Here is a 24,264-nt window from a genome sequence, read left to right as displayed (position 1 = left end):
ATATCCGGCCATGTGAGCCGCCGGGCCGCCGGGCCGTCCGGCCGCCCGGTCGCGCCGGTCGCATGGTCGTCCGGGCGCGCCCGGTCAGGCGTACTGGAGGTCGGCCTTGACGATGCGGCCGTCCCCGACCGTGAAGTCGTAGTGGGCCCGCCATCCGCCGGAGCCCGCGGGAGCCCAGTGGACCAGCAGCTTCTGGCCGTCCGGCCGGTTCTCGGCGATCGAGACCACGCGCAGCGTGCCGCCGATCACCTCGTTGCCCGCCCACTCCCGGATGGCGTCGTGCCCGCGGATGCTCCGGGAGACGTCGACGATCTCGGCGTCCTGGGCGAAGGAGGCGACGAGGGCTTCCAGGTCGCGTGCGTTGACGGCGTCCACGTACGCCTGCGCCGCCCGGTCCACGCCCTCCACCGCCGCCGCCGTTGCCGTGGTGGTGGTCGCGGGCGGTGGTGCCGGGGTGTCGGACCCCGCGCCGGTGCCCGTGCCTGGTGTCGTGGTCGGGGTGCCGCAGGCTGCCGTCACCAGGAGCGGGACGCCCACGGCCAGCGCCGCCGCCCACCTCCTGTGAACGGGCAGGGAGGGTCGCCGGGAGGGGTGCGTTCTCATGGCGACGATGATGCGCGCGCCACGCCGCCCCGGTCCAAGACCTGTCGCCATAACCGAAGGCTATGGAGCCGCACCGAAGTCTGATTACCCTGCGTAATCGGCCATCTCTGGCCAGGTGACGACATAAGCGCGATCAAGCCCGTCTACCTCGTCAAAGTGACGAGATGTTTCACGCGTGGCGTTACGCGACCTACCGGGACCGACTACGTACAGTGATGAAGCGTTGTCACATCGTGACTACAGGGGGAGATCATGAAAGGTAAGCTCATAGCGGCCAGTGGTGCGATCGCCACCACCGCCGCACTCATCGCCATGGCCACGCCGGCCACCGCCGAGATTCGCTGCGACCTCAGCATCGCCGACATCTCGCACTCGCTCCGCATCGACCGCTGGGGCGTGTACGCCGGCCGCCGCGACGCCGGGGCGTGCGACGGCCGCCTGAGCGCGACCAAGGAAATGCACAAGGCGAAGGAAGAGCGCGCCAAGGAAGAACGCGTCAAGGAAGAGCAGGCCAAGGAAGAGCACGTCAAGGAAGAGCACAAGGTCAAGGACGAGCACCCGGCCTGGGACACCGACTCGTGGGGCACCGGCGACTGGAACGGTAGCTGGGACAACGGTCGCTGGGGTCACGGTCACGGTCACGGCAACAGTCGCTGGGGCAGCGACAACGACTGGGACAACGAGGGCGACTTCGACAACGAGGGCGACTTCGACAACGAGGGCGACTTCGACAACGACTGGGACGACGAGCGCAACGAGGGCGACGAGCGCAACGAGGGCGACGAGTGGGGCGGCGACGACGAGGGCGACGAGTGGGACGGCGGCCGTGACGGCGGCTGGGACCGCGGCGACCACGAGGGCTGGGGCTGGCCGCGCCACCACCACGGCCACCACCGTCACCACGGCCACCACCGTCACCATGGGCATCATGGCCACCATGGCCACCACGGTCACGACGGGCATCACGGGCACCACGGCTGGGGTTGGAACGACTTCGGCTGGCCCGGCACCTGGATGGACCGCTTCTGACCTGTCGCGGTCCGGTTCCAGAACCTCGCACGGCCGGTTCTGGGGGCCGACCCGGCTCGGTCCCGGTACATCTTCGGGTGAACCGGGATCTCGTCGGGCGGCCGGACCGCCATCGCAACCTCACGAAGACCCGGCCCGCCGGGTCGCCGTAGCGTCACATTGAGGACCCGGCTCGCCGGGTCGCCGTCGCCTCAACCACGAGGACCCGGCCCGCCGGGTGCCCGGAGTGCCGCCGCCGCGGCCTGATCGCCGCGGCGGCCACGACGGGCGGCTTCCTCGGCTGCTCCGTCTCCCCTGTCTCCGCCGCGTCGCCCGCGCCCAGGCGCATTCGCACCCCGAACGCGGCGGACACCCCTTCACACCCTGGTCACGATCACATCGCTCGTCGCCGGTCCGGGCCCGTCACCGGTCCACCACCGGGCCTGTAACCACGCTCACCCCGTCAGCCGGGTCGTTCACCGGTCGACGATCTCGTTCTTGCCGATCACCACGACCCCGCCCCTGGTCAGCGCGAACCGGGTGCGGTCGTATTCGAGGTCGAAGCCGATCCGGGCCCCGTCGGGAATCACCACGTTCTTGTCGATGATCGCCTTGCGCACGATCGCGCCCCGCCCGACCTTGACGTTCTCCATCAGCACGGAGTCCTCCACCAGCGAGTGCGAGTGCAGCACCACCTTCGGCGACAGGATCGACCTGATCGCCGTGCCGCCGGAGACGATCACGCCGGGGGAGACCAGTGAGTCGATGGCCCGGCCCACCCGGTCGCCGTCGTTGTGCACGAACTTGGCGGGAGGCAGCGGGTCGTGGCCCGTGAAGATCGGCCACTTGTCGTTGTAGAGGTTGAAGACCGGGTGCGCCGAGATGAGGTCCATGTGGGCCTCGTAGTACGCGTCGAGTGTCCCCACGTCGCGCCAGTAGCCGCGGTCGCGCTCGCTGGAGCCGGGCACGATGTTGTTGGCGAAGTCGTAGACGTCGGCGCCGCCCGACTTGACCAGCATCGGGATGATGTTGCCGCCCAGGTCGTGCTTGCTGGTGGGGTCGAGCGCGTCCTCCCGCAGCGCGTCGATCATCGACTGCGTCTTGAACACGTAGTTGCCCATCGAGGCGAACACCTCGTCGGGGGAGTCGGCCAGGCCCACCGCGTCCTTCGGCTTCTCCCTGAACGCCACGATCCGGCGGCCCTCGGGGTCGGTCTCGATCACGCCGAACTGGTCGGCCAGCGACAGCGGCTGCCTGATCGCCGCCACCGTCACGTCGGCGCCGGAGTCTTCGTGCTGCTCGACCATCTGCCGCGGATCCATGCGGTAGATGTGGTCGGCCCCGAACACGATCACGTGCTCGGGCATCTCGTCGTAGATCAGGTTGAGGTTCTGGAAGAGCGCGTCGGCCGAGCCGGAGAACCAGCGCGGCCCGAGGCGCTGCTGCGCGGGCACCGGGGTGACGTAGTTGCCCAGCATCGCCGACAGCCGCCAGGTGCGCGAGACGTGCCGGTCGAGGCTGTGGTTCTTGTACTGGGTCAGGACGACGATCTGCAGGAAGCCGCCGTTCGCGAGGTTGGACAGCACGAAATCGATCAACCGGTACATCCCACCGAACGGCACCGCCGGTTTCGCCCGATCCGCCGTGAGCGGCATGAGCCTCTTGCCCTCTCCACCTGCCAGCACGACCGCAAGCACCCTCCGCGACCTCATGCCCTGGACGCTACCCCCAAATGGCCGATCTATCGACGAAACCGCGCATGGTGTACTCGGCGGCGTGTCCTGATTTGAGAACGATGTACGGAGCGGTATTGCCGACCCTGGGCTTGTCGAGGTGTTTTCCTGGTCCGAGTCCCCCTTAAGGTCGTCTCATGCGTGTTGACCTGCTCAGCCGGGAGTATCCGCCGGAGGTGTACGGCGGCGCCGGAGTGCACCTGGAATACCTGGCCAGAGAGCTGCGGAAGCTGGCCGACGTACGCGTGCGCTGCTTCGGGGCCGATCGCGTCGAGCCGGGCGTCTCGGCCTACCGGGTGCCCGACCGGCTGGCCGGCGCCAACCCCGCGCTGCAGGTGCTCGGCGTGGACCTGGAGATGGCCTCCGCCTGCGAGGGCGCCGACGTCGTGCACTCCCACACCTGGTACGCCAACTTCGCCGGGCACGTCGCCAAACTGCTGTACGGCGTTCCGCACGTGGTCACCACGCACAGCCTGGAGCCGCTGCGGCCGTGGAAGGCCGAGCAGCTCGGCGGCGGCTACGCGGTCTCGTCCTGGGCCGAGCGCGCCGCGCTGACCGCCGCCGACGCGGTGATCGCGGTGTCGGAGGGCATGCGGCGCGACGTGCTGGCCGCCTATCCGGAGATCGCGCCGGAGCGGGTCAGCGTGATCCACAACGGCATCGACACCGCCCAGTACGCCCCCGACCGGGCCACCGACGTCCTGGAGAAGCACGGGGTCGACCCGAGCCGTCCGTACGTCGTCTTCGTCGGCCGCATCACCCGCCAGAAGGGCCTGGTCCACCTCCTGCACGCGGCCCGCGCCTTCGACCCGGGGACCCAGCTCGTCCTGTGCGCGGGCGCGCCCGACACGCCGGAGATCGCCGCCGAGGTGACCGAGCTGGTGCGCGGGCTCGGCCGCGACGGCGTGTTCTGGATCCAGGAGATGCTGCCCAAGCCCGAGGTGATCCAGCTACTGACGCACGCCGCGGTGTTCGTGTGCCCGTCGGTCTACGAGCCGATGGGGATCGTGAACCTGGAGGCGATGGCCTGCGAGACGGCCGTGGTGGCGACGGCGACGGGCGGCATCCCCGAGGTGGTGGCCGACGGCGAGACGGGCCTGCTGGTGCCCATCTCCCAGGGGCCCGACGGCACCCCGCACGATCCCGCCCGCTTCGCCGCCGACCTGGCCGAGCGGGTCAACGCCCTGCTGGGCGACCCGGCGCGGGCGCGCGCCATGGGCCGGGCGGGCCGGGCCCGCGCCGTCGGCCGCTTCTCCTGGGAACGCGTCGCCCACCGCACCCTCGACCTCTACGCGAGCCTGCGCACCTGACCTCAACCGCGGCACGCGAGCCCGCGCCTGCGACCGACCCCGGAGCACCTGCGGCCGGGCGGGTCCGTGAAGTTACACGAGGCCCCGGCGGCCCGCCTGGGCCCCGGCCTGGAAGCGGGTCTCGGCGTTCAGCTCGTCGAGGAGGTGGCGCAGGCGGCGGCGCAGGCTTCGCGGGCTGGTGCCGAGCTGGCGGGCGATGGCGTCGTCCTTGAGCCCGGCCGCCAGCAGGGCCAGCAGCCGGCGATCCTCGACGCCGAGGTCCAGGCCGGGCTCGGGATCCTGTTCCTCCTCGGCGGCGGACGGTGGTGAGCCGTCGACCGACCACAGCTCGGGACGCACCGGCAGCGCCTCCCGCCACAGGCGCTCGAACAGCTCCACCAGCGCCACCACCATGGTGGAGCCCCTGATCAGCACGCCACGCGTCAGCGGCGGGTCCATGTGCAGCGGCATGACCGCCCGCCGCCGGTCGACGATCGCCATCTTGAACGGCAGCCGGGGTAGGATCCGCGCCTCCTCGCCCGCCCTGATCAGGGCGCCGACCTCGTCGAGGGCTCCCGCGTGGTCGAACGCCTCCGGCACGTACAGGGTGCGGTAGCGCACGCCGTTGCGGAGCAGGCCGGTCTGCAGCGGGTTGTGGTAATCCAGCACGTACGGGGGCCGGTCGAAGGTCAGCACCTCCTCCTTGGCCTCCTGCTGCAGCCGGACGTACCAGCGGGCCTGCTCCTCCGGCCCGGCGAGCACCTCGAACTGCCCGCCCCCCTCGGGGTCGGTGCCGACGGTGCGGAAGGCCGCCTCCAGCTCGTCCGCCGTGTCGGTGAGCCGGTCCAGCTCGCTCTGCATGTCCCGGACGAGGGAGCGGATGGCGGTGCCCGGGTTGGTGGCGGTCCAGCGGGGTGAGCGTCCCCACAGGCGGCTGACCAGGCCCATCGCCCGAAGCCTGCCCAGCGACGACTGGATGCGCCCGGCGCTCTCGCCGCTCCTCATGACGAGTTCCTGCACCGTGATCCCGGGGCAGGCCAGCACGCCGCGGTACACGCGTTCGTCGAACGCGCTGATCCCCACGACCTCCAGCGCCCGGCTCTCATCCACCATGGCTACGATCTTGGCCATTTCCGGCAGTTGCCGCAATAGGCCACTTAAACCACCTTGTCCCCAAAATTCACTGACCGTTAGAAAGCGGGGTGTGCAACAGAGAACCGCTCTTCTGGGCGTCGTGATAGCCGCCGTGACCACGTTGGCCGCGCCGGCCCAGGCGACGCCCGCCGCGCCGCCCACCGCCCAGGGGGAATCCGCTCCCACCCAGGGAGAACCCGCCAAGACGATCACCCTCATCACCGGGGACAAGGTCACCCTCCGCACGCTCCCCACCAAGGAGACGCAGCTCGACGTGGCCCCTGGTCCCGGCCGGGAGAAGATCAACTTCATCCACCGCCGGTCCGGCGACGGGCTCAGCGTCGTGCCCGTGGACGCCATGCCCCTGCTGGCCGAGGGCAGGCTCGACCCCCGGCTGTTCGACGTCACCCAACTGGCCGCGCTCGGCTACGACGACGCCGCCAGCCCGGGGCTCCCGCTCATCCTGACCTACCCGGAGCAGACCGGGGCCGCCGCGCTGCGCGCCGCGGGCGGCCGTCCGCTGACCGCGATCAACGGCGTCGCCAGGAGCGAGCCGCGTACCGGCGACCTCTGGAAGTCGCTGACCGGGCAGGCGAAGATGGCTGCCGCCCCCGCGAAGATCTGGCTCGACGGCAAGGCCAAGCTGTCACTCGACGTCAGCGTCCCGCACATCGGCGCCCCCGCGGCCTGGGCGGCCGGTCACACCGGCAAGGACGTCCCCGTCGCGGTGCTCGACAGCGGTTACGACCCCGACCACCCTGACCTCCAGGGCCTGGTCGCCAAGAGCGCGAACTTCACCTCCGAGCCGGACGTACGCGACCTCAACGGCCACGGCACCCACGTCGCGGCCACGATCGCCGGCTCCGGCGCGGCCTCGGGCGGCCGGTACAAGGGTGTCGCCCCCGGCGCCAAGCTGCTGATCGGCAAGGTCTGCGAGCAGAGCGGGTACTGCCCCGACTCGGCCGTCATCGAGGCCATGACCTGGGCGGCCGAGAACGGCGCCCGCGTCGCCAACCTCAGCCTCGGCAGCTCCGACACCCCCGGCGACGACCCGGCGGAGCAGGCCGTCAACAACCTCTCCGAGAAGTACGGCACGCTCTTCGTGATCGCCGCGGGCAACGACGGGCCGCAGACGCTGGGCTCCCCGAGCACCGCCGACCGCGCGCTGTCGGTCGGCGCCTCCTACCGCGACGACGACACGGTGGCCCAGTTCAGCGGCACCGGCCCGCGCGCGGGCGACGCCGCGATCAAGCCCGACCTGGTCGCGCCGGGCGTGAACATCGTCGCGGCCAGGGCCGCCGGCACCGCCGCCGGATCCCCCGTCGACGAGTCGCACACGGCGATGAGCGGCACGTCCATGGCCACCCCGCACGTGGCGGGCGCGGCGGCCGTCCTCGCGGGCCTGCACCCCGACTGGAAGGCCGACCGCATCAAGACGGCGCTGATGGCCTCCACCGCCCCCGGCGACGAGCTGGGCGCCTACATCCAGGGCTCCGGCCGGGTGGACGTCGCCCGCGCCGTCACCCAGCAGGTCACGGCCGAGCCCGCCGCGCTCGCCATGGGAGACCTCGAGCTGCCCGACACCGCGCCGAAGGAGCGCACGCTCACCTACCGCAACGACGGCGACACCGCCGTCCGGCTGGAGCTCGCCGTGACGGCCAAGGACGGCCGCGGCCAGCCCGTGACGCCCTTCACGCTCGGCTCCGACGCGGTCGAGGTGCCCGCCCACGGCACCGCCCAGGTCACGGTGACCGCCAGGCCCGAGGCCATCGGCGTCTTCAGCGGCACGGTCGTCGCGACGGGCGGCGAGGTCACCGTCCGCACCGGCATCGGCATGCGGGTCGAGCCGGAGCGGCGCGCGCTCAAGCTGAGCTTCACCGGCTCGGACGGCCAGGCCCCGCGGAACGCGTTCGCCGGGGTGATCGACCTCGACGCCAAGGAACAGAACAACTACGACATCTCCGGCGGCACCCTGGACCTCCGGCTGATCAAGGGCCACCGCTACACGGTCGTCACGCTGATGGCCGACCACGACGGCACCATCGTGATGGCCGCCGAACCGGAGTTCACCCTGGACGCCGACCGCGTCGTCACCGCCGACGCCCGCCGGGCCAAGCCGGTGGACGTGCGTACGGAGGAGCCGACCGCGCGGCTGGCCATCAGCATGCTCGGCATGCTCCAGCTCATCGAGGGCGAGCAGCCGCTGGGCGTGGACGTGGACCTGTCCGGCCTGTGGGGCGCGGACCGGGTGACGGGCGTCAAGGCCATCCCGACCACCCGTACGGCGAGCAAGAACTTCGCCTACTACCGCTGGACCCAGTGGGCCAAGCCGAAGGGCGACGGCACCTACGACGCCAGCCCGTACTTCTACCACCTGATGAAGGCCGAGCCGCGCATCCCCGCCGACCCCGGCTACCGCCCGCGCCGCCGCGACCTCGCCGAGGTCACCTCCACGTACGCCACCCAGCAGGACGCCAAGACCGGCGAGCACATGGCGCTGCCCGTGCTGTACGGCAAGGAGCTGGCGTGGATGCCGTACGTGCACCTCTCGCACCTCCCGCTGCCCTTCCGCAGGACCGAGTACTACACGCCCGGCGACACCGGCTGGTATCCGTCCTTCGTCCAGTACCGGCTCCCGCCGGACGGCTTCAACGACGTGGACCAGTTCTTCTTCGGCGAGACCAAGGTCTACCGCGCGGGGCAGAAGACCACGGAGAGCTGGAACAACGGCGTCTTCGCGGCCGGGCTCACCCCCCGGGGCGACCTCACCTGGCGCCTGGACGACATGATGCAGTTCGCGACCGGGCTGTTCGAGGACCCCACCTCCGACCGCGTCTCCTACGGCGAGTACACCGTCCCGCGGACCACGCTCTACCGTGACGGCAAGGAGGTCTACGAGGCGGACTACCTGCCCGGCTCGATCGAGGTGCCCGCGGACCAGCGGGAGAGCGAGTACCGGCTCACGATGACGGCCGACCGCGACCCGGCGCAGACCACGGTCTCGACCCGGGTGAGCGCCGAGTGGCGGTTCCGCTCGAAGACCCCCGAGGCGGGCAAGCGGCAGGTGCTGCCCCTGCTCGCCGTCAAGATCAGCCCTGAGCTGGACGAGCGCAACCGGGCCGCCGCGGGCCACATGCGCATCCCGCTCGGCGTCCAGCGTCAGGACGGCTCGCCCGACCTGAAGCTGCGCACGCTCACCGTCGACGTCTCCTACGACGACGGCCGCACCTGGCTGCCCACGCTGGTGCACCCGTCGGGCAAGGGCGGATGGTCCGCCGAGACCTGGCACCCGGCCTCGGCGCGCGGGAAGTACGTCTCGCTGCGCGTCAAGGCCGCCGACACGGGCGGCAACGCGTTCGCCGAGACCGTCGTCAGGGCCTATCAGGTCAAGTGACAGGCCGGTAGAGGAAGGCCCCGCCGCCCGGCGGGGCCTTCCGTCATTGGACGCGTTCGAGCACGACCACGGGGATGTCCCGGTCGGTCTTCTTCTGGTACTCGTCGTAGTCGGGCCAGGTCCTGGCCATCACCCGCCACATGTCGGGCTTCTCGCCGGGCCCGGCCGTACGGGCCGTGGCCCTGAACCTGTCGCCCTTGACCTGCACCTGCACGTCGGGATCGACCAGCAGGTTCTTGTACCACTGCGGATGGTCGGGAGCCCCGCCCTTCGACGCCACCACCAGGTAGTCGTCGCCGTAGGGCTGGTAGATGAGAGGCGTGGTGAAGGGCTTGCCCGACTTGCGGCCCTTCGTGGTCAGGAGCAGGACGACGGTGTTGTTCCAGTCGTGGCCTTCGGCCCCGTCGGTCTCCTGATAACGCCGGACGTGTTCGTCGCCATAGAGCATGTCGGCGACCTACCCACCGTGGGCGTGACCTCACCGTTACCAGCCGAGGTCTGTACGAGAAGTTAACAAGGCTGGCACACTGCATTTGTGTAAGCGCTTACAGCACGGCATCATGAAAGCGCTTACACGAAAGGAAGACGTGCTCCATGGACGTGACCATCTACGAAGTGGCCAAGCGGGCGGGCGTGTCCATCGCGACCGTCTCCAGGGCCCTGCGCGGCACCGGCCCCGTGGCCGCCAAGACGCGGGAGAAGGTGCTCAAGGCCGTCGAGGAGCTGAACTTCACGCCCAGCCGCCTGGGCGTCAGCCTGGCCGAGGGCCGCCACGCCGCCAACGGCATCGTCTTCCCCGACCTGGCGGGCCCGTACTACACCGAGGTCCTGCTCGGCTACGAGGAGGTCGCCTCCGAGCTGGGGCGCTCGGTCGTCATCCTGTCCACCAAGGGGCGCACGCGGGTCAACGACCTGATCAAGGACCTGGCCGGGCGGGTCGACGGCATGCTGATCTTCGGCCACGCCGTGCCGGAGCCGCTGGTGGCCGAGCTGGTCCGGCTGGGGGTGCGGCTGGTGTTCCTCTCCCGAGACCCGCTGCCCGGCGCCGACACGCTGCGCAGCGAGAACACCGCCTCGGCCCGCGCGCTGGCCCGGCACCTGCGCGACCACGGCTACGAACGCTTCGCCTTCCTCGGCGCGCCCCTGACCAGCCGCGACGACGTGGACGAACGCTGGCGGGGCGTGCGCGCGGAGCTGGGCGACGCGATCGAGGCCGTCGACACCGGCCACTACACCGTGGAGAGCGGCTTCGAGGCGGCCAGGAAGCTGCTCAAGGGCGCGGGCAGGCCGCGGGCCATCGTCTGCTCCGACGACGAGGTGGCGCTGGGGGCGCTGCTCGCCGCCGAGGAGCTGGGCCTGGACGTGCCCGGCGACGTGGCCGTGACCGGCTGGGACGACATCATGGCCGCCCGGCACGCCCGCCCGGCGCTGACCACCGTACGGCAGCCGATGCGCGAGCTGGGCGCCCGCGCCGCCCGCGCGCTCGACGAACTGATCACCGGGGTTCGCGACACCCCGAACCACCTCACCCTGACCACCGAGCCGGTCATCCGCGCCAGTTGTGGTCACCACCCCCAGGAGGCACGAACGTGAACACCACCACCCGGCGCGCCGCCGCGGGCGCGCTGGCCCTCGCGACCCTGGCCGCGGGCTGCGGCCGCGGCGCGGACAGGGCGCCCGAGCAGGCGCAGGACGTCACGACCGGCAAGATCACCGGCGAGGTCACGGTCTGGGCGATGGGCGAGGAGGGCAAAGCGCTCGGCGCCTTCGTCAAGGACTTCGAGAGCGCCAACCCCGGCGTCAAGGTCAACGTCACCGCCATCGGCTGGGACGTGGCCCACGACAAGATCACCGCGGCCATCGCGGGCGGCGCCACGCCCGACGTGAGCATGATCGGCTCGACCTGGTCGGGCGAGCTGGCCAAGACCGGCGCGCTGGAGCCGACCCCGGGCAACCTGGTCGACCCGGCGGCCTTCTTCCCCGGCGCCTGGCAGACCGTCGACGTCAACGGCACCGCGTACGGCGTCCCCTGGTACGTCGAGACCCGCGTCCTCTACTACCGGACCGACCAGGCCGAGAAGGCCGGGGTCGAGCCGCCCGCGACCTGGCAGGAGTTCACCGCGTTCGCCGAGGCGCTCAAGGAGAAGGGCGGCGCCAAGGACGGCTTCCAGCAGAGCTACACCCTCGGCGCCTCCTGGCAGGAGGTGCTGCCGCTGATCTGGCAGGCGGGCGGCGAGATCGTCAAGGACGGCAGGTACACCTTCGACACCCCCGAGGCGGTGACCGCGCTCAAGCAGTACGCGTCGATGTTCCAGCGGGAGCTGGCCCGCACCGACGCCCCCGCCGGCGCCTTCCCCCAGTCGTTCATCAAGGGCGAGGTCGGCGGCTTCTTCTCCGGCCCGTGGATGATCGGCGTGCTGAACAACGACGGCGGCCCCGGCTTCGCCGGCAAGTTCGACGTGGCCCCCTACCCCAAGGGCCCGGTCGCCGGCACGAGCTTCGTGGGCGGCGCCGACATGGCCGTGTTCAAGAAGGCCGCGAACCGCGACGCCGCCTGGTCGTTCATCAAGTGGCTGAGCGAGCCGAAGGTGCAGGCCAAGTGGTACACCACGGTCAAGGCGCTGCCGGCCGTGCAGTCGGCCTGGCAGGAGCCCGAACTGGCCGCCGACGAGCAACTGAAGGTCTTCGGCGAGCAGCTCAAGGACGCCAAGACGCCGCCGCCGTTCCCCACCTGGGAGCAGGTGGCCAGGGTGCTGGAGACCGAGCTGGAGAAGCTGGCCCGCGGCCGGTCCACGCCAGAGGAGACGGCCAAGGCGATCCAGTCGCAGGCCGACACGATCGGCACCGGCCTTTAGCGCCATGGCGGTCCTCACGAGGCAGGCCCCGCCCACCCCGCCCCCGGTGAAGGTCAGGAGCGCCCTGCGCCGGTCGGGGGTCGGCTGGCTGTTCGTCGCGCCGTTCGTGGTGCTGTTCGCGGTGTTCTACCTGGGCCCGCTGCTCGTCGGCATCGGGATGAGCGTCACCGACATGCGCAGCACCGACGTGGCCGACCCGCTCGCCGTCGACGTGGTCGGCGTCGACAACTACCTGCGGCTGATGAACGACGCGGCCATGCGCAGGGCGGCCGTCAACACCGTCGTGTTCGTCGTCACCGCGCTGCCCCTGACCATCGGGCTCGGGCTGGCCGCCGCCGTGCTGCTCAACTCGGGGATCGCCCGCCTGCCCGCCGCGTTCTTCCGGCTCGGCTACTACCTGCCCAACATCACCAGCATCATCGGTGTCGCCGTGGCCTGGAAGTTCCTGCTGGAGCCGCAGGCCGGGCTGGTCAACCGGCTGCTGGAGCTGGCCGGGATCGCCGGCCCGAACTGGCTGCAGAGCGAGAGCACCGCCCTGCCGTCGATCATCGTGATGACGGCCTGGCGCAGCTTCGGCTTCGACATGGTCGTGCTGCTGGCCGCGCTGCAGACCATCCCCAGAGAGCTGTACGAGGCGGCCGAGGTCGACGGCGCGGGCCGCTGGGCCAGGTTCCACGCGGTCACCCTGCCCGCGCTGCGCCCGGTGCTGCTGTTCTGCACGGTCTACAGCTCGGTCGGGTTCATGCAGTTCCTGGAGGAGCCGCTGGTCATGACCGGCGGCGGGCCGCTCAACTCCACGCTGTCGGCCTCGCTGGCCATCTTCGACCAGTTCGGGGTCGGCAACTACGGCTACGCGGGGGCCGCCTCGACCGTGCTGTTCACGGTGATCGTGGCACTGGCCGTGCTGCAGCTCAGGCTCGGGAGGAACAGGTGAACAGGACCCGCCGCCAGCGCGCGGTGACCTACCTCGGGCTCTCCCTCGGGCTCGCGCTGGTCGCCGGGCCGTTCCTGTGGACGGCGCTCAGCTCGCTCAAGCCCGAACGCGAGATCAGGCGCGACCCGCCGACGTTCTGGCCCGAGACGTGGACGCTGGACAACTTCGCGGAGCTGTTCGGGCGGGTCGACCTCGGCACCGCGTTCGCCAACAGCCTGATCGTCGCGCTCGTGCTGGTCGCCACGAACCTGCTCTTCTGCTCGATGGTCGGCTACGCCTTCGCCAAGCTCTCCTTCCGAGGCAAGCGCCTGGCCTTCGGCCTGGTGCTGGTGCAGCTCGCGATCCCGGCGATCGTGCTCGTGGTGCCGCAGTTCGTCCTGATCGCGAAGCTGGGCCTGGTCAACACGTTCGTCGGCATCATCCTGCCGGGCGTGGTGGCGCCGCTGGGCGTGTTCATGATGCGGCAGTTCATCTCCGAACTGCCCGACGAGCTGATCGACGCGGCCCGGGTGGACGGCGCCAGGGAGCTGCGCATCTTCTTCAGGATCATCCTGCCGCTGTGCGGGCCGCCACTGGCCACGCTGGGGCTGATCACGTTCCTCGGGGCGTGGAACAACTTCCTCTGGCCGGCCGTGGTCGCCCAGAGCGAGGACATGTACACCCTCCCGGTCGCGCTCAACATCCTCAACGACTTCGAGGGCACCCACTACAACCTGCTGGTCGCCGGATCGGTCGTGGTGATCGCGCCGATCCTGTTCCTGTTCGTCCTCCTGCAGCGCTTCTTCGTCCAGGGCATCGCCACCACCGGCCTCAAGTAGAGGAGCACCCCCCATGCGCAAGGCGGTCCTGTCCGGCCTGCTCGTGCTGTCCGTAGCCGTGCCGGCCCTTCCCGCGGACGCCGACAGCGTCCTCCACCGCTACGCCAGGGACACCTGGCGGTCGATGGACGCCATGGTCGAGCCGGCTACGGGCCTGCCCGCCGACAAGGTGACCGGCGACCTGAAGACCCGTGCCGAGGTCACCTCGCCCACCAACGTGGCCACGTACCTGTGGAGCACCCTGACCGCCCGCGACCTGCGGATCATCAGCCGCGGCGACGCCGCCGACCGGGTCGGCAGGGTGCTCGCCGCGCTGCGGGGACTGGAGCGCAACGGCCCCACCGGCCAGTTCTACAACTGGTACGACCCCGCCACCCTCCGCCTCGTCACATCCTGGCCGGACACCGGCGACCCGGTGCGCCCGTTCGCCTCCAGCGTGGACAACGGCTGGCTGGCCACGGCGCTCATGATGGTCCGCAACGCCGTGCCGTCCCACGCCAAGGCCGCGGGCGAGCTGCTGGCCTCGATGGACTTCAGGTCCTACTACGATCCGGCGGCCCGCCCCGACGCCGGCACCGGTCTGCTGCGCGGCGGCTTCTGGCCGGAGCCGCCCGACGGCTGCCACGTCCCCAGCGACTACGCCGGCACCGGCGTCACCGTCTACTCCACCTGCCACCACTACGGCGCGCCCGCCGAGACCCGCATCGGCCAGTACGTGGGCATCGCGCTCGGCCAGCTCCCGCGCGAGAGCTACTTCGGCCCCTACCGCACCTTCCCGGACAACGCCTGCGACTTCGGCTGGCAGGAGCAGAAACCGGTCGGGTCGTGGAAGCGGTACCTGGGCGTGAACGTCTGGGAGGGCACGTACGAGTACCGCGGCCTGCGCTACGTCCCCAACTGGGGCGGCTCGATGTTCGAGGCCCTCATGCCCGACCTGGTGGTGCCGGAGGCCGCGTGGGCGCCGCGGAGCTGGGGCCGCAACCACCCGGTGTTCGTCCGGGCCCAGATCGAGCACGGCCTCGACGAGGCCGAGTACGGCTACTGGGGCTTCTCACCCTCCAACGACCCGCACGGCGGCTACCGCGAGTACGGCGTCGACCAGCTCGGCATGGACGAGCCCGGCTACACCACCGACCGCGAACGCACCGGCACCGACCCCGGCTACGAGGGCTGCCGCCCCGCCAAGCCGGAACCGGCCGCGTACGGCGACGGCGTCGTGACCCCGCACGCCAGCTTCCTGGCACTGCCGTACGCGCGGTCGGCCGCCCTGGACAACCTGGCCCGGCTGCGCCGCGACTTCGACGCCTACGGTCCCGGCGGCTTCTACGACGCGGTCGCCGTCCGCTCCGGCGTCGTGTCCAAGTGGTACCTGGCGCTCGACCAGGGCATGGTCATGGCCGCGCTGGGCAACGCGCTCGCGGACGGGAACCTGCACCGCTACTTCGCAGGCTCCGGCGTGGAGGCGAAACTCCGGCCGGTGATGCAGATCGAGGAATGGGACGTGCGATGAATCGAGGTACCCCTTGAACGACCCTTTGAGCGGCTCCATGCCCGACTCGGTGCCCGACCCGGTGCCTGACCCGGTGCCCGGCTCCGGCTCTGGTTCCGCCGCCCGGCGGGACTGGCGGGATCGCATCGGGCTGGCCTCCGGCCGGGTGGCCGCGGGGCCGCGGCCCGTGCCGGTGGCGCCGTCCGGGCTGCGCGCGGTGCCGGGCGCCGGGCACGTGACGCTGACCTGGGACCCGGTGCCCGGAGCCATCGGCTACCTGGTGCACCGCGACGGGCGCCCGGCCGTGCCGCCCGACGTGGACGTGCCCGCGGTGCCGTCCTGCCGGTTCGTGGACACCGGGTACGGGGCGGCCGACCCGGCGACCTACCCAGCGGCCTACACGGTGGCCGCCGTCCTCACCATGGACGCCACCGGCCCCTTCTCACCGCCGGTCGAGGCCGCGCCGCTGCCCGCCCTGGAGGGGGCCGAGGTCGCCGTACGGGTGGACGCGCGGCGGGTGACGCGCGAGCTGCCGCGGCCGTGGGCGTACATGGTGGGGTCCGAGCACCTGTCCCACCTGCTCAGCACCGACGAGACCGGCGGCCGGCCCATCGGCGAGGAACTGGCGGCGGCGCTGCGCCTCGTCCACGAGGAACTGGGCGTCCGGACGGTACGCGCGCACGCCATCCTCGGCGACGACCTCGGCGTCTACCGTGACGGCGGCCGGTACGACTTCTCCGGCGTGGACGCGGTCTACGACAAGGTCGTCTCCCTCGGCCTGCGGCCGATCGTGGAACTCGGCTACATGCCGCGCGACCTGGCCTCCGACCCGTCCAAGACCGTCTTCGAGTACGGCGCCATCATCTCGCCCCCCAAGGACTTCGAGGCGTGGGGCGACCTGGTCAGGGCGCTGGTCGAACACCTGGCCGCCCGCTACGGCCTGCGCGAGCTGATCGACCACTGGGCCTTCGAGGTCTGGAACGAGCCGAACCTGGCCGTCTTCTGGTCCGGCACGCCCGAGGAGTACTTCCTGCTCTACGACGTCACCGCCGCCGCCGTGAAGAACGTCCACCCCGACCTGCGCGTCGGCGGCCCAGCCTCGGCCGCCGACGGGTGGGTGGAGGAGCTGCTAGCGCACGTTGCCGAGTCGGGCGCGGCGCTCGACTTCGTCTCCACCCACACCTACGGCAACGCGCCGCTCGACTGGCGGCCCACGCTGGCCAGGTACGGGCGGGACGTGCCCATCTGGTGGACAGAATGGGGGCCCACGCCGACCCACTTCCACGGCATCGGCGACGGGCCGTTCGGGGCGGCGTTCGCCCTGCACGGGATGAGGTCGGCCGCCGGACGGGTCGCCGCGCTGGCGCACTGGGTGGCCTCCGACCACTTCGAGGAGCTGGGCCGCCCGCCCAGGCTCTTCCACGGCGGGTTCGGGCTGCTGACCGTCGGCAACCTGCGCAAGCCGCGCTTCCACGCCCTCGCCCTGGCCGAACGGCTGGGCGGCGCGGAGCTGGCCGCCGAGGTCACCGGCGACGCGGGCGGCGTCGAGGTGTGGGCCGCCCGGCACGACGAGGACGGCCGGGTCGGCGTACTGCTCTGGAACGGCACGCTCAACAGCGCCCAGTCCGCCGGGGCCGCCGAGCTGGACCGTACGGTGACGCTCACCGTCGGCGGGCTGGACGGCACGTACACGCTCACCCACCACCGCATCGACGGCGAGCACACCAACGTGGAGGCGGCCTGGGCGGCGATGGGCGGCGGCGACTGGCCGTCCGGCGCGCAGTGGGACGAACTGCGCGCCGCCGACGGCCTGGACGCGCTCACCCCGCCCGCCACGGTCGGCGGGCCCGAGCTGACGCTGACGTTCGACCTGCCCATGCCGGGCGTCTCGTTCGTCGAGCTGACCCCGGGCTGACACTCCTCGAGCCGGTGGCGGCGGTCCCGGACAGGCGGCCCGTGGGGGGCGGTCCTGTACGGGGAGGCACACCGGTGAGAGCCTGTGCGCATGACCGAACCGGCCGAGGCGCTGGCCGCCCGCATCGAGCGGTTCGAACAGGTCGCGGATCCCGGCCTGATCTGGGACTCCGCGGCGCTGTCCGAGGCCGAGCAGGCGATGCGCGCGTGCGCGGGTGACCGGTCCGACGCGGCCACCTGGCGACTGATCGGCGTCCTGCACCTGGCCCGGTTCCGGCTCGACCCGGGCACCACGCAGGACGCGGCGGTGGCGGGGGCCTTCTTCGCCGCCGTCGCCGTCCTGGACCCCGGACGGCTGCCGGAGAAGCTGCGCGGCCCCAGCGTGCCGCCCGGCGAGTCGGCGGAAGCCTGGGCCGGGCTGGTGGAGGAGGTGTTCCGGCACGTGGACCCGTCCGCGTACCGGCACGTCGGGCTGCTCGTGCACGCGCTGGTACGCCGCGCCATGGCGCACCCGACCCAGGAGGTGGCCGACCGGCTCGGGCAGTTCCTGCTGCAGGAGTCCATGCACGCGGCCGACCCCTCGTGGGCGCCGGGCGCACTGGCGTCGCTGGGCGGCGGACTGGTCCGCCTGTACGAGGCGAGCGGCGACAGGAACGTCATCGACGACGCGGTGCACGTACTCCTGCGCGCCTGCCTGTCCGCGCCGGGGAGCACGCTCTTCCCGTCCCCGGCCGACGACCTGGCGACGGCGCTCGGGCTGGCGGCGCCCGGCGACGAGGAACTGGTCAGGGCGTACCTGGCGGCGGCGGAGCCCTCTCCCGCCGCGCAGGACCGGTCGCGGGCGCTGCTGGCGCTCGTCGGACTCACCAGGGCGCGGGCCACGGCCACGTACGCGGACGCGGACCTGCTGGCGTTCATCCGGGTGGGACAGTGCGCCCTGGACTTCTGGCACGAGCGGTGGGCGCACCCGGAGGTGCTGGCGCCGTACGCGGCGGGGCTGGTCGAGTGGTACGTCGTCACAGGCGACGAGCGCTCGCTGGAAGCCGGAACGGAGATGCTCGAAACCCTCCGCGTGCCCCCCGACGAACGCACCCGAGGACTCGGCGGCGACCCCGTCGTACGCCCGGCCCTCCTCGGGGAACGCCGCCGCCACCGCTACGACGTCACCGGCGACCCCGCCGACCTGGACGCCGCAGTCACGGCCCTGCACGAGGCCGTCCGCCTCACCCCGGCCACACCCACGGTCCGTGCCGGGGAGCCCGAGGAGCCCAGGCCCTCCGGCCGGAACGGGCGCTTCGACCGGGCGAGCCTGCTGACCGACCTGGCGGACGCGCTGCTCGTCCGGGCCGTCGTGACCGGAGGCGAGCCCGCCGAGCCGATCGCCGTCGCGCGCGCCGCCCTGGCCGCCCACGGCGAGCACGGTCCTGACCGGGCCAGGCCCCTGCTGCTCCTCGGCCGGGCGCTCACGATCCGCCTGGTGGCCGACGACGTCGACGAGGCCGTGGCCGCGCTGCGCGAGGCCGCGGCGACCGACGAGCGGATGGAGGTCAGGACGCGGGCGTACGGGCTGGTCTCGGACGTGCTGCTCTGGCGCGCCACGCAGACGGAGGTCGAACGGCCCGCCGAGGACCTCCACGAGGCCGTGCTGTCGGCCCGGCAGGCCGTGGAGTCGGCCATGAAGACCTCGGGCGGGCAGGCGTCCGCCCAGCGCGCGTTGTGCGGCGCCCTGCTGGCCCGCTACGCGGCGCAGGGCGACCCCCGCGACCTCACCGAGGCCCTCCCGCTGATCGGCGACGGAGACCCTGACCTGCTCGCCGGCCTCACCACCGCCCTCGACACCCCTCCCATCCCCGGCCGCCACGACTCCGGTGACCGCCGTGCGCCCGCCCGTCCACCCGCGCCCGCCGACCTCACCGCGGCGGACGAGGGTGAGCCGCCCTCCCCGGACGAGCCGTCCGCCGCCTCCGGCGTCGGCGAGGCGCTCGTCCCCGTCGTGGACGAGGAGCTCGCGCGGGCCGCGACCGAGGCGGCGCTGCGCTCGCAGGACGAGGCGCTGACCCGCAAGCTGCTGCTGGTGGCCGAACGGGCGGCGGGGACGCGGGCCGGGCGCGGTGAGTTCCTGCTCGGGGTGGCGTCGCGGCTGGCGGAGGCGGGCCGGGCACGCACCGCCGAGGGCGTGCTGGAGCGGGCGGTCCAGACGTTCGAGGCGGCCGGGGCCCGTCCGCGGGCGGCGTACGCGCTGTCGCGGCTGGCGGAGCTGGGAGACGTTTCGCGGGCGCTGGCGGCGCACGCCCGCTCGGCGGCCCTCTATCACGACCTGGACGACCCCCGCTCCGAGGCGTCGCAGCTCGCCCGCATGGGCCTCCTGCACCTCGCGAACGGCGACCCCGCCCAGGCGGTCGAACACCACCTGCGTGCCGCCGCCCTGTGCGAGGCCGCCGGGCTGGCCGCCGAGGAGGCCGCCCATCAGGGGCAAACGGCCGAGGCGTACCTGGCGGCGGGCGACCCCGCGGGAGCCGTCGGGTGCGCGGTCCGGTCCCGTGAGCTGTACCTGGAGCTGGGCGAGCCGGAGGCCGCCGCGCTGGCCCTGGTCCACGCCGCCAGGGCCGCCGTGGACGAGGACGACCTCACCGCCTCCGCCGAACGCATGGCCGCCTGCGCCATCGAGCTGGAGGCCGCCGGGGCCTGGGAGGAGGCGTGCCGGACGCTCGACGCCCACGCGGTCGTGCTGGCCGGGCGCGGCCACCCGGGCCATGCCGCGGCCTGCGAGACCCGGCTGGTGGAGATCGTACGGCGGCGGGGGCGGCGCCGCGAGCCCGCCGACGAGTGGTACCGGCTCGCGCGGCGCCGCCGTGGGCGCGGCGACGTCGACGGGGCGCGCGTGGCGTTCGAGCTGGCCGAACGCGAATACGAGGCCGTCGGCCACGACGACGGTGCCGGGTCGGTGCGCTACAACCTGGGCGTCCTGGAGTACGCGGAGGGTGAGACCGAGCGGGCGCTGGAGGCGTTCGGGGCGGCGGGGGAGACGTTCGCGGGGCTGCGGGCGTACGCGAAGGAGGCGGCGGCGCTGACCATGCGCGCCTCCTGCCTGACCGTACTCGGCCGTCTCGACGACGCCATGAACGACCTGGACCGCGCCCTGGAGCTGTCCGCCGCGGAGGGCGAGCTGGAGACCCTGCTCACCGCCACCCTCGGCCGGGCGACGGTGGACATGGCGCTCGGCCGGCCGGGCCCGGCGTTGGAACGACTGAACGCGGCTCTGCCCCTGGCCGCCGGGGACGCGTTCAAGGAGGCCGTCGTACGGGATCGGCTGGCGGCGCTGGCCGCCCGTACCGGGGATCTGGGGGCGCAGGCGGAGGCGCTGGAGGCGGCGCTGACAGGCTTCCGCGACTCAGGACAGCACCGGCTGGCCGCCCTCACCTCGATCAGGCTCGGCTTCACCCTGGAGACGCGCGGGGAGTTCCGCCGCGCGCGGGCCGCGCTGGAGGAGGGACTGACCGGTCTGGAGGCGGCCGAGGACGTACGCGCGGGCGGCGCGCCGTTCGAGATCGTCGCCGCCATGGGCGGGGACCTGGACGGGGCGGTCCTGTCCCGCCTGGCGGCCATCCAGCTCACGCTGGGGGACGTCACCCGGGGCCGCGCCGGTCTCACCCGGGCCGTGTCCCTGCTGCGGGGCGGGCGACGCCGGGCGCCGGACGCGGAACACCTGGAGACCTGGCTACGCCTGGAGGAGGCCGAGGCCGCGGGCGACCTCGGCGCGGCCCGCACCCTCGCGGAACAGACCCTCGCCCGCGCCGAGCGGCACGGGCCCGCGGCTTCGCGCGAGGTGATTCCGCTCGGGGGCGGCTCCGGCGGCGTCGACCGGTCGTACCTGCTGGCCAAGCTGTCGGCCTACTGCCGCGACCTGGGGGACCTGACCGCCGCCCACGCGTACGCGGCCCAGGGGCACGAACTGCGCGACGGGCGGGTGATCGAGCACCTGTGCAACCTCGGCGCGGCGGCCGTCGGGCTGGGGCGGGCGGAGGAGGCGGCCGGGCACCTGTCCGAGGCGGTCGAGCTGTCACGCGACTCCGAGTCCGCGCTGCCCGTCCGGCTCGTCCGCGCCCTCGGCCTGCTCGCGAACGCTCTCACGGACCTGGGGCGATGGGAGGAGGCCGCGGCGGCGTACGCGGAGGGGCTCTCCCTGGTCGGCGCCCCCGTCTGGCGGGCGTTACGCGTACCGCTCTTGACCGGCCGCGCCACCCTCCACCTCAGGCTCGGACAACTGGACGAGGCCGCCGCCCGCTACCGAGAGGCCCTCACGCTGAGTGAGGAGCTGGGCCGCCCGACGGAGGGGGCGCCGGGGCGGCGTGGCGACCTCGCCGCCGCCTATGCCGACCTCGCCCTCGTCCACGAGCTGCGCGGCGAGCCCACCGAAGCCATGGCGCTCGCCGAACGTGCCCTGGACCTCGAACGCGCCCACGCCCGCCCCCACGGCACGGTCCTGGCCCTGATCACCCTCGCTCGCCTCGACTCGGCCGCCTCCCGGCCGGAGGGCGGTGGGATCGGGCGGGCGGTGACGCGGTTGCGGGAAGCGCTGGCCCTGGCCCAGGAGACCGGCTTCCGCGCGGGGGAGGCGATCGCGCTGAGCGACCTCGGCGCTCTCGACCTCGCCACCGCCTCCTGCGCCCGCGCTCAGCGGCGGCTGTCCACGGCCATCGACCTGTTGACGGACCTCGGACACGACCTGGAGCTTCGTACCGCCTGCCACCGCCGTTCCATCGCCGCCGAGTGGCTCGGCGACCTCCCGGCCGCGCTCGCCGACGCGGAAAGGGCCTGCGCACTCGGGCACGAGCCCTCCAGGGACCGGGCGATCCGGCTGGCCGTGCGTTCGGCCCGTGGGATGGCGGCCTGGACACACGCCGAGCACGCCAGACTCCGCGCCCTCACCGCCCACTTCGACGGCCACCTCGACGGCCACTTCGACGGCCACTTCGATGGCCCGCCCGCTCGAAGCACCCCCGGCACAGGTCACAGCACCTCCCACACCGACTACGACCGCGTCGCCGCCCGTGCCGTGCCGGGCTCCGGCCGAGACCGTCCCGCGTCCTGGCTCGACCGTCCGGCGCTGCACAGCGTCCCCGCCGCGGGGCCCGACCGCGTGGGCTCGCACGCCGTGCCCGCCGACCTCCTGCGCGCCGAGCGGGACGGGCTCGACACCGTCCGCACGCTCATGGCGGCCGCCCGCAACACCCGCGACCCGGAGGCGGCCGCCCGCCTCATCGGCCGGGCCCGCGCCGCCCAGGCCGACCTGGAGGCCCTCTGGCGGCGCATGGAGCCCCTGGCCCCCGACCACGTCGCGCTGCGCCTGCGTACGCCGCCCAGCCGCGCCGAACTCGACGCCCTCGTCTCGCCCTCAGAGCCAGGAGAAGGGCCGATCGGCCTGCTCGCCTTCCACCTCACCGAGAACACCACGCCTCCACACGACAGCACGGCTGGCGCCGAGCCCTCAGCCACCTCAGACGGCGAAACCGAGGCCACCTCAGGCGGCGAAACCGAGGCCACCTCAGGCGGTGAGACCGTGGCCGCTTCGGGCGGTGAGACCAGGGCCGCCTCGGGCGGTGAGACCGTGGTCGTGCTCGCCCATCGCACCGGCTGGCCCGAGCCGCGCGCCTTCCCCACCACCGCCGGCCGCGACCTCCTGGCCGACTTCCTGCGTGTGCTGCACGGCCCCCGTCCGGACCTGCTGGACGTCGAGGCCCGCCGTCGCCGCGCCGACCTGTGGCGCCGCCTGGCCGACTCCCTGCTCGCCGACGCCCTCGACGCCCTCGGCGACGACCTGGCCCTGCTGCACCTGATCCCGCACGCCGAGCTGTGGGAAGTCCCGCTCCACGCCCTGGCCCCTGGCGGTCGCCCGCTGATCGACCGCTGCCCCGTCGCCTACGCCCCCTCCGCTGCCGTCCTGGCCCGCCTGGCGCGGCGCGTGCCCGTACGGCGGGACGGCCCCCTGGTGCTGGCCTTCGCCCAGGACGCCGCCGGGCGTCCCGTCGTCGAGGCGGAGGCAGCGGACGCCGCGGCCCTGCTCGGCGCCTCGCCGCACCTGGGCGGGGAGGCCGCCTCGGCGCTCCTGCCCGGCTCGTGGGACGTGCTCCACCTCTCCTGCCAGGTCGTCCACGATGCCGCCGACCCGGGTGGCTCGGGCGTCCGCCTCGCCGACGGCCTCCTCACCGCCCGCCGCCTCATGACCATGAACGTGGGCGCGGACCTCGTCGTCGTCCCCGCGCACGGACGGCAGGCCGAGGCGGACCCCGATGGCCCGGCGGGCGGCGGCCCGCGCGCGGGTGAGGGCCCGGCAGGCACTGCCTCACCTGGTGGGGAAGACGTGGCACGCGGCGAGTCACCTGGTGGCCGGGGCGTGGCAGGCGGCGGGTCACCTGGTGGCCAGGGTGTGGCAGGCGGTGGTTCGGGTGCGGGGGAGGGGACGGCCGCGCTGGGTCACGCGTTGCTGCACGCCGGCGCCCGATCGGCGGTGCTCACCCTCTGGCCCGTCTCAGCCGAGATCACCCGGGCCCTCGTCCACGACCTCCACACCCACCTGCGCGACGGAGCGGCCCCGGCCCAGGCCCTGCGCGCCGCCGTGCTGGGGCTGCGTGAACTCTACGGCTCCACGGAGCCGGAGCTCTGGGCCGCGTTCGTGCTCACCGGCCTGCCGGGCGACTCGCCCGTCCACTTCGAGTCGGGCAGCAGCGCCACCAGCACCAGATAGCCGAAGAACCCGACCGCCAGCCCCACCGCGTAGCCGCCGAACACCTCGGGTGCGTCGAGCAGGGCCACCACCAGGCCGCCGCCCACCGAGGCGAGCACCGCCGCCAGGTCGGTCAGCGGCGCGCCGGATTGCCTGCGGCGCAGCGCCCCGTACGTGATCCAGCCGATCACCAGCCCGAAGCAGATCGCGCCGAGCACCGCCATACGAGAACCTCCAAGTCGCCCGCCACCACTCGCCGGGCTGTCGCGTGACTCTGCCCGCCGGAAGGATCGCCGTTCACGATCGCACGCACAGGACCCGACTGGCTAGGGGCGAACCCACCCGAACGGGCCCAGTGGCGGCATAACC

General features: G+C 72.9%; 16 protein-coding genes. 10 read left to right on the top strand and 6 right to left on the bottom strand.

All coding sequences use genetic code 11. The annotated features are described in order from the left end of the window. Nucleotides 1-84: 84 nt before the first annotated feature. A complete protein-coding gene (locus ACZ6S0_RS01275; protein WP_465912596.1) occupies nt 85-603 on the bottom strand; it encodes a nuclear transport factor 2 family protein in 519 nt (172 codons plus the stop codon). A gap of 252 nt (nt 604-855) precedes the next feature. Here ACZ6S0_RS01275 and ACZ6S0_RS01270 point away from each other — a divergent pair, with 252 nt between their 5' ends. Further along, entirely contained in the window at nt 856-1,632 is a 777-nt protein-coding gene (locus ACZ6S0_RS01270) for a hypothetical protein (protein WP_465912595.1), read from the top strand. A 154-nt stretch (nt 1,633-1,786) separates the two neighbouring features. Here ACZ6S0_RS01270 and ACZ6S0_RS01265 read toward each other — a convergent pair whose 3' ends face one another. Further along, entirely contained in the window at nt 1,787-1,984 is a 198-nt protein-coding gene (locus ACZ6S0_RS01265; protein WP_465912594.1) for a hypothetical protein, read from the bottom strand. A gap of 103 nt (nt 1,985-2,087) precedes the next feature. Then, nucleotides 2,088-3,323 (bottom strand): glucose-1-phosphate adenylyltransferase, encoded by a 1,236-nt coding sequence (glgC, locus tag ACZ6S0_RS01260; protein ID WP_344894155.1) that lies wholly within the window; start codon nt 3,321-3,323, stop codon nt 2,088-2,090. Nucleotides 3,324-3,481: 158 nt separating this feature from the next. Here glgC and glgA point away from each other — a divergent pair, with 158 nt between their 5' ends. Beyond that, nucleotides 3,482-4,654, top strand: coding sequence for a glycogen synthase (glgA, locus tag ACZ6S0_RS01255; protein ID WP_465912593.1), 1,173 nt, complete (start codon nt 3,482-3,484; stop codon nt 4,652-4,654). Nucleotides 4,655-4,726: 72 nt separating this feature from the next. Here glgA and ACZ6S0_RS01250 read toward each other — a convergent pair whose 3' ends face one another. Continuing rightward, nucleotides 4,727-5,764 (bottom strand): TrmB family transcriptional regulator, encoded by a 1,038-nt coding sequence (locus ACZ6S0_RS01250; protein WP_465912592.1) that lies wholly within the window; start codon nt 5,762-5,764, stop codon nt 4,727-4,729. 73 nt (nt 5,765-5,837) lie between these two features. On the opposite strand from ACZ6S0_RS01250, the gene ACZ6S0_RS01245 reads away from it, so the two are divergent. Continuing rightward, entirely contained in the window at nt 5,838-9,161 is a 3,324-nt protein-coding gene (locus tag ACZ6S0_RS01245) for a S8 family serine peptidase (RefSeq protein WP_465912591.1), read from the top strand. A 43-nt stretch (nt 9,162-9,204) separates the two neighbouring features. Here the strand turns inward: ACZ6S0_RS01245 and ACZ6S0_RS01240 are convergent, their stop codons facing one another. Further along, nucleotides 9,205-9,609, bottom strand: a complete 405-nt coding sequence (locus ACZ6S0_RS01240; RefSeq protein WP_465912590.1) for a nitroreductase family deazaflavin-dependent oxidoreductase — start codon at nt 9,607-9,609, stop codon at nt 9,205-9,207. Between the two features lie 146 nt (nt 9,610-9,755). Between ACZ6S0_RS01240 and ACZ6S0_RS01235 the strand changes: the two genes are divergently transcribed. The 7 genes from ACZ6S0_RS01235 (at nt 9,756) to ACZ6S0_RS01205 (ending at nt 23,916) form a co-directional block, all read left to right on the top strand. Next, a complete protein-coding gene (locus tag ACZ6S0_RS01235) occupies nt 9,756-10,754 on the top strand; it encodes a LacI family DNA-binding transcriptional regulator (protein ID WP_465912589.1) in 999 nt (332 codons plus the stop codon). Then, nucleotides 10,751-12,016, top strand: a complete 1,266-nt coding sequence (locus tag ACZ6S0_RS01230) for a sugar ABC transporter substrate-binding protein (protein WP_465912588.1) — start codon at nt 10,751-10,753, stop codon at nt 12,014-12,016. Before ACZ6S0_RS01235 ends, ACZ6S0_RS01230 begins: the two co-directional genes overlap by 4 nt. Nucleotides 12,017-12,020: 4 nt before the next feature. Beyond that, complete coding sequence (locus tag ACZ6S0_RS01225; RefSeq protein WP_465912587.1) at nt 12,021-12,950, top strand: carbohydrate ABC transporter permease; 930 nt, start codon at nt 12,021-12,023, stop codon at nt 12,948-12,950. Beyond that, nucleotides 12,947-13,768, top strand: coding sequence for a carbohydrate ABC transporter permease (locus tag ACZ6S0_RS01220; protein ID WP_465912586.1), 822 nt, complete (start codon nt 12,947-12,949; stop codon nt 13,766-13,768). The genes ACZ6S0_RS01225 and ACZ6S0_RS01220 overlap by 4 nt, the downstream gene beginning before the upstream one ends. Before the next feature lie 13 nt (nt 13,769-13,781). Next, nucleotides 13,782-15,278 carry a glucoamylase family protein gene (locus tag ACZ6S0_RS01215; RefSeq protein WP_465912585.1) on the top strand — a complete coding sequence of 499 codons (1,497 nt, stop codon included), beginning with the start codon at nt 13,782-13,784 and terminating at the stop codon, nt 15,276-15,278. 13 nt (nt 15,279-15,291) lie between these two features. After that, entirely contained in the window at nt 15,292-17,172 is a 1,881-nt protein-coding gene (locus ACZ6S0_RS01210; RefSeq protein WP_465912584.1) for a GH39 family glycosyl hydrolase, read from the top strand. 90 nt (nt 17,173-17,262) lie between these two features. Beyond that, nucleotides 17,263-23,916 carry a CHAT domain-containing protein gene (locus ACZ6S0_RS01205; RefSeq protein WP_465912583.1) on the top strand — a complete coding sequence of 2,218 codons (6,654 nt, stop codon included), beginning with the start codon at nt 17,263-17,265 and terminating at the stop codon, nt 23,914-23,916. On the opposite strand, the gene ACZ6S0_RS01200 is transcribed toward ACZ6S0_RS01205, so the two are convergent. Beyond that, nucleotides 23,808-24,119, bottom strand: a complete 312-nt coding sequence (locus ACZ6S0_RS01200; RefSeq protein WP_465912582.1) for a hypothetical protein — start codon at nt 24,117-24,119, stop codon at nt 23,808-23,810. The two genes, ACZ6S0_RS01205 and ACZ6S0_RS01200, sit on opposite strands and share 109 nt — an antisense overlap. Nucleotides 24,120-24,264: the final 145 nt, after the last annotated feature.

The organism is Nonomuraea sp. NPDC051298 (assembly GCF_055586305.1).
Note: the sequence above shows the minus strand (reverse complement) of the source record. Positions and strands in the feature narration are given on the sequence as shown.

Coding starts and splice junctions, on each gene's coding strand:
- ACZ6S0_RS01275 (WP_465912596.1), bottom strand. CDS start 603: ATGAGAACGCACCCCTCCCGGCGACCCTCCCTGCCCGTTCACAGGAGG.
- ACZ6S0_RS01270 (WP_465912595.1), top strand. CDS start 856: ATGAAAGGTAAGCTCATAGCGGCCAGTGGTGCGATCGCCACCACCGCC.
- glgC (WP_344894155.1), bottom strand. CDS start 3,323: ATGAGGTCGCGGAGGGTGCTTGCGGTCGTGCTGGCAGGTGGAGAGGGC.
- glgA (WP_465912593.1), top strand. CDS start 3,482: ATGCGTGTTGACCTGCTCAGCCGGGAGTATCCGCCGGAGGTGTACGGC.
- ACZ6S0_RS01250 (WP_465912592.1), bottom strand. CDS start 5,764: ATGGCCAAGATCGTAGCCATGGTGGATGAGAGCCGGGCGCTGGAGGTC.
- ACZ6S0_RS01240 (WP_465912590.1), bottom strand. CDS start 9,609: ATGCTCTATGGCGACGAACACGTCCGGCGTTATCAGGAGACCGACGGG.
- ACZ6S0_RS01235 (WP_465912589.1), top strand. CDS start 9,756: ATGGACGTGACCATCTACGAAGTGGCCAAGCGGGCGGGCGTGTCCATC.
- ACZ6S0_RS01225 (WP_465912587.1), top strand. CDS start 12,021: ATGGCGGTCCTCACGAGGCAGGCCCCGCCCACCCCGCCCCCGGTGAAG.
- ACZ6S0_RS01215 (WP_465912585.1), top strand. CDS start 13,782: ATGCGCAAGGCGGTCCTGTCCGGCCTGCTCGTGCTGTCCGTAGCCGTG.
- ACZ6S0_RS01205 (WP_465912583.1), top strand. CDS start 17,263: ATGACCGAACCGGCCGAGGCGCTGGCCGCCCGCATCGAGCGGTTCGAA.
- ACZ6S0_RS01200 (WP_465912582.1), bottom strand. CDS start 24,119: ATGGCGGTGCTCGGCGCGATCTGCTTCGGGCTGGTGATCGGCTGGATC.